Annotated in this window: 17 protein-coding genes and 1 tRNA gene; 5 read left to right on the plus strand and 13 right to left on the minus strand. The window is 52.6% G+C overall.

Features of this window, described 5'->3' with window-relative positions; genetic code table 11:
* Together ACR0NJ_RS00005 and ACR0NJ_RS00010 are read right to left on the minus strand one after the other, a co-directional pair.
* The coding region (locus ACR0NJ_RS00005; RefSeq protein WP_480815084.1) for a hypothetical protein at positions 1–670 on the minus strand (670 nt) is incomplete at its 3' end.
* A complete protein-coding gene (locus tag ACR0NJ_RS00010) occupies positions 667–930 on the minus strand; it encodes a hypothetical protein (protein WP_480815085.1) in 264 nt (87 codons plus the stop codon). The genes ACR0NJ_RS00010 and ACR0NJ_RS00005, both read right to left, overlap by 4 nt.
* A 229-nt stretch (positions 931–1,159) precedes the next feature.
* Here ACR0NJ_RS00010 and ACR0NJ_RS00015 point away from each other — a divergent pair, with 229 nt between their 5' ends.
* Positions 1,160–1,906 carry a hypothetical protein gene (locus tag ACR0NJ_RS00015; RefSeq protein ID WP_480815086.1) on the plus strand — a complete coding sequence of 249 codons (747 nt, stop codon included), beginning with the start codon at positions 1,160–1,162 and terminating at the stop codon, positions 1,904–1,906.
* A 215-nt stretch (positions 1,907–2,121) separates the two neighbouring features.
* The gene (locus ACR0NJ_RS00020) at positions 2,122–3,585 is read left to right on the plus strand and encodes a caspase family protein (protein WP_480815087.1); all 1,464 of its coding nucleotides are present in this window, start codon (positions 2,122–2,124) and stop codon (positions 3,583–3,585) included.
* Between the two features lie 18 nt (positions 3,586–3,603).
* On the opposite strand, the gene ACR0NJ_RS00025 is transcribed toward ACR0NJ_RS00020, so the two are convergent.
* A complete protein-coding gene (locus tag ACR0NJ_RS00025) occupies positions 3,604–4,278 on the minus strand; it encodes an SOS response-associated peptidase (RefSeq protein WP_480815088.1) in 675 nt (224 codons plus the stop codon).
* On the opposite strand from ACR0NJ_RS00025, the gene ACR0NJ_RS00030 reads away from it, so the two are divergent.
* Positions 4,279–4,620 (plus strand): hypothetical protein, encoded by a 342-nt coding sequence (locus ACR0NJ_RS00030; RefSeq protein WP_480815089.1) that lies wholly within the window; start codon positions 4,279–4,281, stop codon positions 4,618–4,620.
* Positions 4,621–5,483: 863 nt separating this feature from the next.
* The gene (locus ACR0NJ_RS00035; RefSeq protein WP_480815090.1) at positions 5,484–5,933 is read left to right on the plus strand and encodes a CAP domain-containing protein; all 450 of its coding nucleotides are present in this window, start codon (positions 5,484–5,486) and stop codon (positions 5,931–5,933) included.
* A gap of 414 nt (positions 5,934–6,347) precedes the next feature.
* Here ACR0NJ_RS00035 and ACR0NJ_RS00040 read toward each other — a convergent pair whose 3' ends face one another.
* From ACR0NJ_RS00040 to ACR0NJ_RS00075, 8 genes are all read right to left on the minus strand, one after another.
* Positions 6,348–6,680 carry a hypothetical protein gene (locus ACR0NJ_RS00040; RefSeq protein WP_480815091.1) on the minus strand — a complete coding sequence of 111 codons (333 nt, stop codon included), beginning with the start codon at positions 6,678–6,680 and terminating at the stop codon, positions 6,348–6,350.
* 1 nt (position 6,681) lies between these two features.
* On the minus strand, positions 6,682–6,999 hold the full coding sequence (locus tag ACR0NJ_RS00045; RefSeq protein WP_480815092.1) for a hypothetical protein: 318 nt from the start codon (positions 6,997–6,999) through the stop codon (positions 6,682–6,684).
* On the minus strand, positions 6,996–7,439 hold the full coding sequence (locus ACR0NJ_RS00050; RefSeq protein WP_480815093.1) for a hypothetical protein: 444 nt from the start codon (positions 7,437–7,439) through the stop codon (positions 6,996–6,998). The genes ACR0NJ_RS00045 and ACR0NJ_RS00050 overlap by 4 nt, the downstream gene beginning before the upstream one ends.
* 146 nt (positions 7,440–7,585) lie before the next feature.
* Complete coding sequence (locus tag ACR0NJ_RS00055; protein ID WP_480815094.1) at positions 7,586–8,113, minus strand: hypothetical protein; 528 nt, start codon at positions 8,111–8,113, stop codon at positions 7,586–7,588.
* Positions 8,114–8,438: 325 nt separating this feature from the next.
* Positions 8,439–8,816, minus strand: coding sequence for a hypothetical protein (locus tag ACR0NJ_RS00060; protein WP_480815095.1), 378 nt, complete (start codon positions 8,814–8,816; stop codon positions 8,439–8,441).
* A gap of 101 nt (positions 8,817–8,917) precedes the next feature.
* A complete protein-coding gene (locus ACR0NJ_RS00065; protein ID WP_480815096.1) occupies positions 8,918–9,091 on the minus strand; it encodes a helix-turn-helix transcriptional regulator in 174 nt (57 codons plus the stop codon).
* Positions 9,092–9,177: 86 nt separating this feature from the next.
* Positions 9,178–9,873 (minus strand): hypothetical protein, encoded by a 696-nt coding sequence (locus ACR0NJ_RS00070; RefSeq protein ID WP_480815097.1) that lies wholly within the window; start codon positions 9,871–9,873, stop codon positions 9,178–9,180.
* On the minus strand, positions 9,870–11,066 hold the full coding sequence (locus ACR0NJ_RS00075; RefSeq protein WP_480815098.1) for a tyrosine-type recombinase/integrase: 1,197 nt from the start codon (positions 11,064–11,066) through the stop codon (positions 9,870–9,872). The genes ACR0NJ_RS00070 and ACR0NJ_RS00075 overlap by 4 nt, the downstream gene beginning before the upstream one ends.
* A gap of 372 nt (positions 11,067–11,438) precedes the next feature.
* Between ACR0NJ_RS00075 and ACR0NJ_RS00080 the strand changes: the two genes are divergently transcribed.
* A tRNA-Leu gene (locus ACR0NJ_RS00080) sits at positions 11,439–11,524 on the plus strand.
* Positions 11,525–11,594: 70 nt separating this feature from the next.
* Here ACR0NJ_RS00080 and ACR0NJ_RS00085 read toward each other — a convergent pair.
* Both ACR0NJ_RS00085 and ACR0NJ_RS00090 read right to left on the minus strand, forming a co-directional pair.
* Positions 11,595–12,092: a hypothetical protein gene (locus ACR0NJ_RS00085; RefSeq protein ID WP_480815099.1), complete on the minus strand. Its 498-nt coding sequence runs from the start codon at positions 12,090–12,092 to the stop codon at positions 11,595–11,597.
* Entirely contained in the window at positions 12,085–12,813 is a 729-nt protein-coding gene (locus ACR0NJ_RS00090) for a response regulator transcription factor (RefSeq protein WP_480815100.1), read from the minus strand. The genes ACR0NJ_RS00085 and ACR0NJ_RS00090 overlap by 8 nt, the downstream gene beginning before the upstream one ends.
* Positions 12,814–13,208: the final 395 nt, after the last annotated feature.

The raw sequence follows: 13,208 nt of genomic DNA on the forward strand, positions 1-13,208 counted from the left end.
GTTGCCCGCCGCCGTAAGAGACAACGGTGCCGTCAGATGTAGTGACGTTGAAGCCTTGCCCCTTCTTGGCCTGCGCGTATTCAATCCGGCTCAGAGGTGTGCGACCCGCCGCTGTTTCCTCCGCAACATACCGTTGATATTCGTCTGCCGGTTTGTCCGGCTGTTCCGCTTGCAAAATCTGCGCAAATTCCATGTGACGGCGAACATGGGCTTCCTTGTTTTCAAACTCGCCCACGAGTTCCTGAGCGCCAAACTGTGTTACCATCGCGTCCCACTGTTCCGGGGTCTGTGCGCCAAATGCAGCCTTGAGGCCCGTCTGTATCCGTTCCGCAGTAGCTGCGCGCTCTGCTGCGTCCATCTTGGCGACATGCGCCTCTGCACTCCGACGTTCCTCTGCTGTCAGGCGGGCCTGCACTTGGCGGCGCTGCGCTTGAATCTGGTGCTGACCTTGAATTTGGACCGCTGCGCCGGGATCATGCCGGGCTAGTACATTCATCGCAGCCGGATCACCGGCCATGATTTGCGGGCCGTGTGTCTGGTACATCTCACGCAGTGCGTTCTGGCTTTGGTATTGGTCAGCCCGTGCGCGGGCCTCTTGTCCTTGGGCCAGTGCGTTGATGAAATTTGGCTGGCGGCCAGCCAAAATTATCGATGCATCCATTCTGCTCATTGCATTACCTCGGGCATTTTTTGCGTTGCTATTTCGTCCATGGCTTTGGCGGCAAGCGCTACCCCAAGTTTGTCAGACGCCATGCTTACAAGTCTGGCTTTCAGTTCGGGTGATAGAGGCTTTGAGCGGTCGCTGTTTAGCCACCGATAGACCTCTCTGGTTTCATCTTCCGCCTTTCGTACGGCGGCCATCATTTCCCGGATTTCTACGCTCATTTGGTTCGCCACTGCCTGCCATTCTTGTTTGGTGTACGGTAACATATTACCTCCCTCAAAGCAAGAACAGGGCGTGAACATTCGACCGATTTGAGGCGTAGATGCACCGCGCAAACAGCGGTTCTTAGCGAAGAACTAATCCACTACATCTTGCGTCCCGAAAATCCTCAATGTTTCAGACGAGGTTTGGCCTTCCGGGGAAGAGTCCAATCATGAATTTGTTTGCGTGCTGATCCGGGGGTGTTAGCTCTAAAGGGTATAGTGAGGTTTTTTCATGGCAAAGTTTGACGATATCGAAACCATCCAGCTCGAGAATTTTCGGAGCTTCGGAAAGTTCATGAATAAGTACGGGCCGAACATTCGACCAGAACCCAACGCCGCCGGGTTTTATGCGGGTGGATGGGTTACCAACTCAAAAGGGATCAAGGCCGACAAGAAAGACTTGGAAGATGGCTTCGAAAAGAAGTTCGGTGCGCTGATGAAGCGAGCCTATAAGGTGCTGGAAGAAAGAAACAAAATTCGGGCATCTTTGGGCCTGACAAAGATTCAAATTCTGAACGATGTTGTGCGTGAAATCGGTAAGCATCCGGGAGTGGTCGGAACCCTGGGGAAGCAACTCGGAAAGCCGCTGAAGTTTAAATCCTTGCTGGACTACGCAAATGCCGTCTCTAAGAAGACGAATGCGCTATTTCCTGAAAAGCAACTGAAAAAGGACATTGTTTGGAAAACCATGAGCCATTGGTATGCCAAGGGGGCCGAGGGCGAAATACATGTCATGGAAGGCATAATGCCAGACCCTAAGGACAAGAATTTCAAAAACCTCAATGCGCTGAAAATCTTTGTGAATACAGAACTACCAGCATTGCTAAAAAGCCCCAAGCTCACGGATGGAGCGCGCCGAGAAGCACAAGCGCTCGCCAAAAAATACATCAAGCTGTTGGATCAAGATGAGAAGGCTCTGAACAAAGACGCCTCGCTTGCCATACGCAAATTGCGTTCCGGTTCACGTCCCAAGAAGTGATATTCCCGAAGGATCGATACAGGGTTTGGATTTCCCAGAGACAAAGTTCCGGCTCAAACAGACTGGGTGCTACAGTCGGAGTTAATGCACATTTGTTTTGCGATTAGGATTATGGAATTCTTGAAGCTACTGTAAAAAGATTACTTTTTTCTGTGGGAATTTGACCGGCAAGAGCTTTGTGAGATACTCTAGCAGCAAACCACGGGAGTGGACTTTTGGCGTATTTGTTTAAGACTATTTCTTGGATTATTTTGGCATTATCCCTGCCATTTTCTGCCGCAGCATCAGATAGGTTTGCCTTGGTCATTGGCAATGCTAGCTACGGAGACTTCAGTGACCTTAACAACCCACTGAACGACGCCAGTGATATCGCATCGACTCTATCCAGTCTGGGATATGCTGTAACTCGACATGTCGACTTGGAAAAACATGCGATGGAGCAGGCGCTACGAGAGTTTCGAAACGAGAGCGCTGGTGCCAAACACGCCATAATCTACTTTGCGGGGCACGGTGTTGAGATTGAGCGCAAAAACTACCTTATTCCAACCGACGCATCTCTGAAATCGGACCTCGATATTGAATTCGAAACTGTCCCTTTGAGCTTGCTGGAGCGCTCGGTTCAAGGTGCAACAGAGCTCCAACTGATTTTGCTGGACGCTTGCCGCGATAATCCGTTTTTGAATACGATGGCATTCTCGAACGGCACAAGTCGGTCAATCGGTAGAGGACTGGCTGACATTGAGCCTTCGGGAAGCAGCCTTATCTTCTATGCCGCTCGCCATGGCACTGTGGCCAATGATGGTGTCGGACGCAATAGCCCATTTGCCAGAGCTTTGTTGGCAGCACTCAATGAGCCGAACCTCGAGGTTGGGCAGCTTGTCCGGCGCGTCCGGGATGACGTTCTGGAAGCGACAAGTCACGTGCAGGAACCTTTCTTCTACGGCACGTTGTCTTCGCGGCAAGTGTTCTTAAACCAAAAACCCATTCAGCCAAAGAGCGAAGACGACAGAATTCAAAGCTCGTCCTCTGAGGCGTTGGAGCTTGCCTTTTGGCAGGCGACCGAACGAGGCGGAACGGACGCGGATTATCGCGATTACCTTTCACAGTTCCCGGAAGGCAAGTTCCGTTCGATAGCGGAACGCCGTTTGGCAAAACTCGATAGTCAAGTACCCAGCTTGTCCAAAGATGAAGAAACCTCAGCATCGGATACTCAGAAACTTGACGAAGTACCTTTCTTAATGACGAAAGAACTGGTTCACGAAATACAGGAACGCCTGAACGCAGGTGGTTACAGTCCAGGCCAAGTGGATGGTATCTTAGGTAATCGAACTGTCGGTGCCGCTGGTGAGTTTTCAGTTGCTTACGGCCTTACCGGTAACGGAAGAATTGACCATGCTTTTGTTGCCGAATTGCGTCGGCAAGTCACTGACGCAATGGTCTTAGAATGGAAAAGGGAACTGGCCTCGAAGCAGCGGGCAACTGCAAAGAGTACAATAAAGAGTGAAGCAAATTTGAGCGACACAAATGCGAACCAAGACAAAGAGTTGAAAGCACTGCGAAGTCAACTTGAAGGTCAAAGCCTCACACAGGATCAATACGAATCTAGACTGACAGAAATCCAACAAATCCGAAATCGATTAAAAAGAACTCTTAGCGAAATAGACGGCCATACTGATTGAAAAATAGTGCCAAAACAGTCAAATTAACTTGTCCGATTTCTCACCCTCACCGCTAAGAACGACTTGCATGCCGTCGGCGTCATAAGGTTGCAGAAGCTCAAAAGCTTCGTCAGGGCCGCCGCTCATCCACTGTTCATAGTCGTCTGGCTTGAGGATCACCGGCATTCTCTGATGGTGGATCGGCTTCACAATCTCATTTGCTGTTGTAGTAACCACAGTGTACGTCTCGACGGCGTCGGGGCCTTCTTTGCCCGCATAGCGCGACTCTTGCCACATCCCGGCAAAAGCGAACGGCGGGCGGTCCTCATCGCCTTTCAGGGCGAACCAGTGATAAGTGGCCGGGTTGCGCCCCTTGGCCTCGCAAAAGGAACTGGCAGGCACGAGGCAACGACGATGCTCGAAACTGCCCCTCCAAAGCCCGCTCGAACGTACCTTGTCGTCTCGGGCATTGTTCCAGGCATTCGGCTGGATAATTGCCCCAGTCTTCTTGGATTTCTTCGTTGTCCGAAACCCCCAACTAAGCGGCAGCAATTCTCGCTCGCCATCTTCGGTAATTCTGACCACCGGAGCCATATGCTTTGGATAAATCGCCGGTAGGGGCTCTGCGTTTCCAAGCCTGTCGCGTTCAACCGCAACGTCGAACAGTTGGCGCATCGCTTCGGCGGGGATCGTGTTGGAGTAAAGGTTGCACATGTGAAATACGGTAAGTGCGATTTTTCATTTGGACAAGCGGTCGATGTTCGCTACCTGTTCCCTATGCAGAACTGGCCCAACCGAATCCCCTTCGACCTTCATATCGAACTTGAATCCCGTCGTGTGGACGATTGGGAAGCCGCATTGCGCGCGTGGGCAAAAGCGCATGGGCTCAGGCTCAAACTGCAGTGGTGGCGGCAGTTGGAAATCACAATCGCAGACCTGCATTCACGCCGATACACAGCAAAGCCGCAGGACTATTGGTCTGTCTTCAAGGAATGGCTTGAGCGGCACTACGTAGCTGCGCCAGAACAGCTTCCTGCGTGGCCGGAGCAGAAATGACAGCGTTACTTTACGTCACCTAGGCAATTAATTTGCCAGCTTATCTCCTCTTCCCCCAAAATAGTGAATGTACGCGGAGCGGCTAACAGGATGCACTTGCTCCACGCCGCCAGGGACAACCACAACTGCCTGTCACAAATGAATAGAAAGTGATGGGTGGTGTGAGGGGCTGGATGAGGGGGTCTTGGCCAGCCCCTCATATTGTGGGGGTGTTACGGATTGGGTTAAGTGGTCCGTTGATAAAACCCTACTCTCTGGTTCATGTTTCCGAAATTGGGGGTTTCCCTTAGACCCTCTATTTTCTTGTCCCAGACACAATTCCAACATTCTGCTCTGGTACCAAAGCGGTGCGGCGCGTCTTGAGGGGGTTAACGATTTCCAAGAGGGGGTATGATTTTGGCGCGTCGTACCCCGGTCTGCCAAGAGTCAGCCATTTTTGGCTTCATCTCAAACACCTAGTTTCCTTGGCTAACGTTTCCGCTGGTTTTGACGTTTTTAGGCATGTGCGAACAGATTTCATCCAACCAACTCGCGTCTGCTGCTACGTTGTATGCCGTTTTGTCACCTCGCGCGAACTCTGCTCTGGTGGTGTACATGAGGGCAACTGCGTGGCACCGCTTCTTGTTCCAATATCCTTTAGGTTTTTTCGGTCCGGGCATGCAGCTTCTCCTGCGCGGATTGTGATGGCGCAGGGTAAATTGGGATTGTGAAACTTTGCCAAATTATTTGTTATTTTTGCCGCCGATGTCAGATTGGCTAAAGAGTATGTCTGAAAGCTACCCCATTTCTGCAAACCACGTTGGTCTCTTGCCTGTTCCCAGGTGAGCTGTTTCAAGTGTTCTAAACTCGCTGCGTGCTCGCCAATGAGCTTTAAATTGAGAAAGAGAGAGATGGTACGTTTGTTGACTGCATTGGCGCTCCTGCTGCCCGCTCCCCTCGCGGCAAATCCCTTGGCAGAGGACGAACTCAACACATTTCGCAATAGCCAAGGCCTTGCAGAGGTAAGCTACAATCAAAGACTGGAGAAAGCCGCCAAATCTCATGCTGAAGACATGGTGAAGAAGGGTTTCTTTTCGCATAACGGCTCCAACGGGTCTGATGTGGGCGAACGAGTACGCGACGCGGGCTACGAATGGTGTTTTGTGGCTGAAAACATCGCCCAAGGGCAGAACGGTCTAGACGCCGTTATGTTGGCTTGGGCGCAATCGCCTGGACACAGAGCCAACTTACTGTCACCGAAAGCTAAGGAGTTTGCGCTGTACGAGGCGACGGGCCGTACATGGGTCATGGTTTTAGCCGCGCCGTGTCGATAGTCTTGTGCTGAGATTTGGCCAAACACGCATCAAGTACACTGCTACAACTCGCTATCGACAAGCCGCTCCAAAGCGCGAGCCAGACGCACATGCTCGTTGATATCTTTTCTCATCTCCTGCGTCTCTCGACTTCGCATACCGTGCTTCTAGCCGGGTTATTCTGCTTTTCATGTTCATTTACTCTGCTCCTCTCAGAGGTTTTCGCCATCTTGCTCAAGGTAGGCGTGTCGCCGACCGTATGGGTTGGCCCGCTCCTTGAAATCCTCTTGAATCTCCTTGGGCTGGCGCTCCATCACCGTCCCACTCACTGCGGCGCTTTGGATAATCAGGTCAGTTTCTTCTTAGACGGCTAGCGTTTCCACGAAGTAGAGGACAGAATCCCCATTTGCAGCCTGTTCCAATTTGCTGACGCGTTTACTTATCGTTATGGTTGCTTCCTTCCATTTCCAGGTCCGCAGCAGCGAATGCCGCTACACGTTCTTCTTCGGTCATGTCTTCAATGAGCTTGCCGCCAGCCCTGATGGCATACACGCGCCGCTCAAACTCGGTTTTGCTTTCGCCGTCTTTTGGATGAATACGACCAACACCAAGGCCGCAGATTCTTGCAGGTCCAGGCCTGTACTCGACAATCCGGGTGGTTTCCTCGGTGCCCTTTTTGATCCCGTAAATCTGATAGAACACGATGAGATGATCCTGAGTGACCGGCGATTTTGCTTCCAGTTTCTTCAAGCGATTTTTGATGCTCATATCAACCTTCCTCCGTCAGGCTTGCTTGGTTGCAACCGGCTGCGTCCAAGAAGCATTGGAACAGTTTCGCGTTCGGGGCTGATTGCTTAGAAAGCTCGATACATTTCCGGGCTACTTCCTCATCCACCCGGCCATCCAATATGAGGGCGGCAACCTCTACGGGTGATGCCTTAGCGGTCAGTTGGTTCAGTGGGGTATACCGCATCCGTTCGGCAGTGCTTAGCAGTTGCTTGGTCAACTGATCCGATGCGCCCGACTTCGATACGGCGCATACAGCTTTCCTGCTTTCCAAAGCTGCCAGTCGATTTCTGATGTTCATTTTCCTGCCTCCAATGCTGTGATCCGGCGTTCCAGTTCCGTGGTTTCCAGGACCCGCCTGTACTGCTCCACCAGCCCCATGACCGTTGCGCCCTCCAACGGGGTCACCTCACCCTGAGACACGGCCTGTAGGACCGCCTGTGCGGCCTCTGAGGCGTCCTGAGCGCTTTGGATAGGTGGAAGGTCAAAACTAACCGGCGCGTCCTTCCTCGTGGGCGCTATCCGCTCCAAGCAGAGACGCAGGGCAGTGCTGTCGCCTTCAAGCGCCATCTCGACCGCTTTCTGCGTGATTTGCTCACACTGGCCCTCAAGCAATCTTTCAACCGCCCGTGTGACCCTGTGCCGGGTTCCTCGGGGCTTGCCGGGGTTGCCCTGGGCAAACTTACCGCTTTCGTCAGTGTACGTATTGCCCACGTTTTTTCGTTCGGATTCATCCGTCATTGCTCATGCCTCGCTTATTGGATTGTTGGTGCAGAAGGTGTCCGTTTCCCCCAGACACCCTGGTAGATTAAGGATGTCATCAATATTGAGCCGGGAGCCCTGCCGAAATGGGGCGTTTCCGGCACAAATTTTGAGCCGCCCTGTCATCATTTTTGTGCCGCCTCTGCTGTCCCCGGCACAAATTTTAAGACGGTGCTGTCATGATTTTGATGACGGGATTTTTCTTTTCCGTTGGTCCCATTGGGGTTGTGAATCGGGGCTTTGACGACAGGGAAATCCGCGCCTTCGGACCATTGCTTGTACAGTCTTCGTCCGCTGTTCCCGTGTGCGGCGGGTAGGGATAACTCAGTGAGTTCAAACAGCGGGGAAGTAGCTACACCACTGTCACCAAGTTTGGGTGGCGTGGTTACTGCGATGAAGCCCTTGGCCTGCAATTCGCGGAAGCCATTGGCGACAGTGTTACGTGTCACACCTAGACGCTCTGCCGCCTGCCGGACACTTAAACTGATCCTGCCGTTATTGTTGCTGTCCGGGCCTTTCCATTCCAGCTTGAGCCACGGATACAGCGCCTGTGCGACGGGTGAGAGAGCCCGCCAAGCGGGCTCCTCCATCATGTTTCGGGGAAGCTTTGCGAAGTGCTCGCCGCGCTTCTCGTTACGCTTGTCACGCCCCATTTATTCGACCGTTGCTCTGTTGGACGCATCCAACAAAGCCCTCAGAACATATGGCAGTAACGAGGCCTCGAACATGACGCCGCGATTGGTACGGCGCAGACCTGCTTTCGTTTTGGACCAGACTCGGAAATCTACGATGTCCAATCCCGGATGGGGTTTTGCGTCTACAGGGGCGCGAGATATGCGGATTTCCTCGCGCCCGTTGCATGGGACCACAACCATCATGACCGACGCTCCCCGTAGTAGAGGGCGGCAATTAGCCGTGCGGCGGCCTCTGACAGGCCGTGCTTGCGACGAAGGGCGTGAATTTGGAGGTCCCGGGTTCTCATGCCGCCACCTCGTTCGCCTGGATCAGCTCAACTTTGCTGACGAGGAAATAGATGCCGAACTTCTGGCGTCCGGTATCTGCATCACCCCGATACATCTTGCACTCGATGTTCACGCCGTCATCGCGCCGCAGGGGCAGCACTTGATCCGAGAGGCGGCAGTAGCTGGCCGCGTAGAGTGGAGACCGCATCAGCCCTTCAAGGACTTGGCGCTTGTGCTTGGATGCGTGGATTTCGCGCGGCTCCTTACCCGGATCGGTGACCCGATACAGCGCTGGGGCCGTCAAGTTGGGAAGGTCTGCCCAGCGATACACGCGCAGTGCGTTTGAAGGTGGAAGTTCGGTTTTGATTGTTTGGTTTTGCTCGAAAGTAACCATTTATTGTCCTTCTTTTGTTGAAAGACATCAGGCTTTCGGCTATTCTCTCAGTACCACCTAAAAGAATTCGCCTCCGCCCGTGCCTCGGGTGGGGGTTTCTTTTAGGCCGCAACCTGTTTCTCGATTGCAGCATCGATATCGGCCTCGTTCCAATAAAGACGAGAACCGAACTTGATAGGCTCAGGAATACGACCCAGTTCGACGTCGCGGTAAACGCTGGAGCGACTGCGACCGCCCAACTTGGCTTGCAGGTCTTGGAAGGAAAGTAGCTTCATGACTGTGCACCGCGTTGCTTCGTGGTGCACCTAGAGTCATTCATACAGGCGAATTAGAATATTGCGAAAGAAACTAAACCCTTAAATCACACTCTATCACGGGTAACTTCGGCCTGTTGGACATTGTCTCTAGCTGTCTGCTGAGTCGCTGCCGTGACGCCACCTAACAGAACACTTGCTATATCTGCGTACGATGCTCCTTGCGCCTTAGCGTCCAAAACTCGTAAGTACCTCTTCCATTTGGATTTATGAGTTCTTTCGAGGCCCTTTGTGGCGTGGTTTCTGTGCATTTCTAAATAGTCTTTTAAGCCGTCTAGTTGAGGATCAAGCGGTTTGTCGCAATCGAACACAATTGCTACCTGACCCGGCCCTATGCAGCTTGCTGTGTCCCATGAACCAAGCTTTTGAGCTTCAAGATGAAACGGGAGAAGCTTTCGCGACTCCAAAAAATGGAGCTTTCCGCCCAGCTCTGACTTAAGCAAAGCGTAGCTATTCGAATAGGCAGGGTTTGGCAGGTGCGAGTAACCAATACCAGCCGCCCGTGCTGGAACCAGCCGAAAGAAATGATCTCTGTATCGCGGATGATTAATCACGTTTCTTGGAACAGGTTTACCAGATTTTCGCCAGTCACGGATTGCGAGGTCAGAGAAGCAGAACCTAACTGGCTGGCTGCGCCGCCGAAACTCCCAACGCCATTGTTCTAAATCCCATCCGTCGCTGATTTCATAAGCTCTTTCGTCGGTCCAATCCGGGACGCCCCAATCAACATCATTCTTATTCATGATGCGCCCTCATCACGTGTTCCTAATTTTTTTGAACCCGACAATAACAATGACCATTTTCTCATCAGTCGGCCACGTTGCTCCAAGAAATCGGTACGCTTATAGGCGCGTTCAACAGACCCACCAACAACGTGACCCAAGCAGGTTTCAGCAACTTCGAACGGCACGTTCTGCGTCTCCGCCACCCAATCTCGGAACGAAGACCGGAAACCGTGCGGGCGTTCAACCAGACCACGGCGCTTCATATACGCGCTCATTGTCATGTCAGAAATCACACCACGGCGGACGCTTGGGAAAAGGTAGCCGTCCCGAGCCATGGGCTTGGCTCTCTCGACTACAGAAAGGGCTTCAGTGGATAGTGGCACCCGGAAATCTTGGGTCGCGTCTCTGCGTCCCTTCATCGCTTCTGCCGGTATGGTCCATACGTCACCGTCAATCTGATCCAGGCGCAGGTTTCGCAAAGGGTAAGACCGCACTGCTGTAAGTATAAGCAAACGCAGCGCAAGCTCGGTTGTCGTTCCGCCGTCCAAGCTTTGATAGAAGGCTGGAACGTCCTGCCACGGCATTGCGGGAATGTTCTTGGCCTTGTGGCGCTGTTTTCCTAACAACGCCTTTGCTTTGTCAGTGGCTTGCAAATCCACATCCAAGCCGAGGGCCGCAGCGTGGCGCATCACGATTGATAGCCGGTTCATAGCTTTCCGGGCTGTATCCGCCTTTGTGTGCCAGATAGGGGCAAGCGTATCCCGGATATCCTTTTGGTCCAGTTCCACGACCGGCACTTTCCCAAGCTTGGGCAGCACATGCAGTTCTAGCGGTGAATACCACCGGCCTGCTTTACCATCACCTTTCAACTCGGCCTTTCGGCTCTCGAACGCATCCAGGGCAACGTCCTTCAACAGATGCAGCTTACTGGCTTCCTCACGCTTGAGACGTTCGCGTTCTTTGATTGGGTCAATGCCTTTCCGAGCAACAGCCCGCCAGTTCTCTGCCACCTGACGGACTTCCTTGAGCGATACCTCGGGATAAGGCCCCAGACCCATTTCACGCCTACGACCGTGGACAGTGACACGCAAGAACCATTGTGCCCCGCCATCCTCGCGACGGTGGAACCACAACCCGCCACCGTCAGAATACTTTCCGGGAGCGGAAGCCTTCAGCGTAGCTGCACTGAGCTTGTTCAAAGGGCGTGACACTCAACCACCTCTCTATCCACCCTCAATATATAGTATACGCTGGGGCATAGTGGAACACAGTGGCACAGTTAAATCACTGTAAATAAATCATTCAGCAAATTCTTGGGACATGGTGAAGCATCCTGAAACAAGGATTAGATGCCGTGTGGGGGCACCATTTTTCAGCAAATACAGTGAAGCGCTCCGAGGCAGGCGCAACCATTGCGACTCCAAAGCGGAGGCGTTTGATTGAACAATGATCGATCTCGTGCGGCGGCAAACCCGCTTGTGAGGTACCTCAAATTAACCGTCTCTTCTCTGCTGAAACGCATTGTCTTCATTACCTTGTCGCTTTAGGGGTTTCTCAGGCCCGACGGCGGGTCAAAGCGCTTTGCCCGCGTGGTGGAATGGTAGACACAGGAGACTTAAAATCTCCAGGCGGAAACGCCGTGCCGGTTCGAGTCCGGCCGCGGGTACCAAGTTTTTAGGCGCATTGTTGGAATTAGACGCTAAGGTGCTAACTCCAAGCGCCACGCCGCGGGGAAACAACTAGACCGGATAACCCAGTTCCGTGATCAGGCGCCAGATGTCGCGGTTTGCGGCTGACAGTTGTTCGACCACGTCCTCGATCTCGTGTATCGCCTCGTCATCTACCGTGTCTTCCCGGCCCAGTTTGATGTCGGTTTTGCGGTCCGAGATGCGCATCAGAATGGTCTTTGGGTTCCCACTTTCCTTGTCGAAAGAGTATATGCAGTGATTGAACTTGTTTCGGATGCCCGACAGTTTGCTGAGGCGATGGGTGTGCTTCAGAATCGGATCACGTATCTCAGCCGAGCGACCATCCATTTTGGCCAGACGTTCGACCAGATCTATCCGGGCTCTGGTGGTGTTCAAAGTCAGGAAGATGATTACGGCGACGTCCTTTGAGGTCCCGCTCAGGCCAGCGATCAGGTGGATTAGCAGGCTTTCGGTGTTGGTCCACATGTAATTCAGCTTGCCGACCAGAAGGATCAGGCGGTCGAAGCGGGCCTCGAAAGGATCAGTCAATTGAAATCTGCGCGTCGTTTGGCGCGACCTCGAAATAGAAATGAGCGGCGGCGGTGCGGTTGCTGACCCCGATCTTGCCCACCACGTTATGCATGTGCAGCTTGACCGTGTGCTCGGTAATGCCCAGCCGGGAGGCTATAACCTTGTTGCTTTCCCCCTGAGAAACCAGACGCAGGACCTGTTTTTCCCGGCGTGTCAGTTTGGCGTAGAGGCTTTGAAGTTTCGGGCTGTCTGCGCGGGGCGATGCGGGGGCGGGTCCGTTTGGACGAGGGCTCGGTTTGGAAACGGCGTTGGCGAGGAAGCAGGGCAGATACAGTTCCTCATGCATCAGCAGCCTAAGTATTGCCCGCCAAACATCCGGCGCGACGTTCATGGGCAGATAGCCGATATCGCCGAATTGCTCTCGATCCCAGTTCTCAAAAAGGACGCGGGCCGATTCTTCTTTACGATAGGCGAAGGCCAGGCAGCTGGACGCGGCATTGCGGATATAGTCCTTTGGGCGGGCCAGAAGGTCATCCAGCAAGAGTTGATCGACAACCATGACACTGCCAGCCGCTGCGGCGGTCCCTGCCAGAGCATCAAGCGTTTCGTGGCGCAGGGCTTGAACGCCAAATTCATTGTGAACGCTTCTTAGGGTTTGATTCGAATAGAATAATTCTTTGCCAATAAAATTGATCGAGAAGTCCTCGTAACCGGTGCTTTGGGTATCGGAATTACTCATTACGGTTTCACTCATTATTATTCTCTCCGGTAAAAATTGAGATAATAATTGTTTCGTTAATTAAGCTGAAGTTTAGGGCGGTGAAAGGGTAGTGTATTCAATTAAATAGTAAGGGGACTATACCTGAAAGTAGAATTTTCAGCAATAAGGCAAAAGAAAATCGAAGCTTCACATAGAACTTTCGTTTAGGTATTTGAGGCAATTTTGTGCCTAAATTGCGGAAACAATTGGATTTCTTTGTGCCTTCCGGGCTCGGTGAAAAAATCAGTGCGCTTTTTCCCAAGATGAGTTTTTGAGCACTTAAAATACAGCAAAAACAAAGTTTTAATCTCTTTAGTACTTTCAGGCAGCTAGGCGTTCGCAGGTACCCCTGCAACGATGAGAGGGCTTCAATT

This window comes from Ruegeria sp. F11 (assembly GCF_056533855.1).

Coding starts and splice junctions, on each gene's coding strand:
- ACR0NJ_RS00010 (WP_480815085.1), bottom strand. CDS start 930: ATGTTACCGTACACCAAACAAGAATGGCAGGCAGTGGCGAACCAAATG.
- ACR0NJ_RS00015 (WP_480815086.1), top strand. CDS start 1,160: ATGGCAAAGTTTGACGATATCGAAACCATCCAGCTCGAGAATTTTCGG.
- ACR0NJ_RS00025 (WP_480815088.1), bottom strand. CDS start 4,278: ATGTGCAACCTTTACTCCAACACGATCCCCGCCGAAGCGATGCGCCAA.
- ACR0NJ_RS00035 (WP_480815090.1), top strand. CDS start 5,484: ATGAGCTTTAAATTGAGAAAGAGAGAGATGGTACGTTTGTTGACTGCA.
- ACR0NJ_RS00040 (WP_480815091.1), bottom strand. CDS start 6,680: ATGAGCATCAAAAATCGCTTGAAGAAACTGGAAGCAAAATCGCCGGTC.
- ACR0NJ_RS00045 (WP_480815092.1), bottom strand. CDS start 6,999: ATGAACATCAGAAATCGACTGGCAGCTTTGGAAAGCAGGAAAGCTGTA.
- ACR0NJ_RS00050 (WP_480815093.1), bottom strand. CDS start 7,439: ATGACGGATGAATCCGAACGAAAAAACGTGGGCAATACGTACACTGAC.
- ACR0NJ_RS00055 (WP_480815094.1), bottom strand. CDS start 8,113: ATGGGGCGTGACAAGCGTAACGAGAAGCGCGGCGAGCACTTCGCAAAG.
- ACR0NJ_RS00060 (WP_480815095.1), bottom strand. CDS start 8,816: ATGGTTACTTTCGAGCAAAACCAAACAATCAAAACCGAACTTCCACCT.
- ACR0NJ_RS00065 (WP_480815096.1), bottom strand. CDS start 9,091: ATGAAGCTACTTTCCTTCCAAGACCTGCAAGCCAAGTTGGGCGGTCGC.
- ACR0NJ_RS00070 (WP_480815097.1), bottom strand. CDS start 9,873: ATGAATAAGAATGATGTTGATTGGGGCGTCCCGGATTGGACCGACGAA.
- ACR0NJ_RS00090 (WP_480815100.1), bottom strand. CDS start 12,813: ATGAGTAATTCCGATACCCAAAGCACCGGTTACGAGGACTTCTCGATC.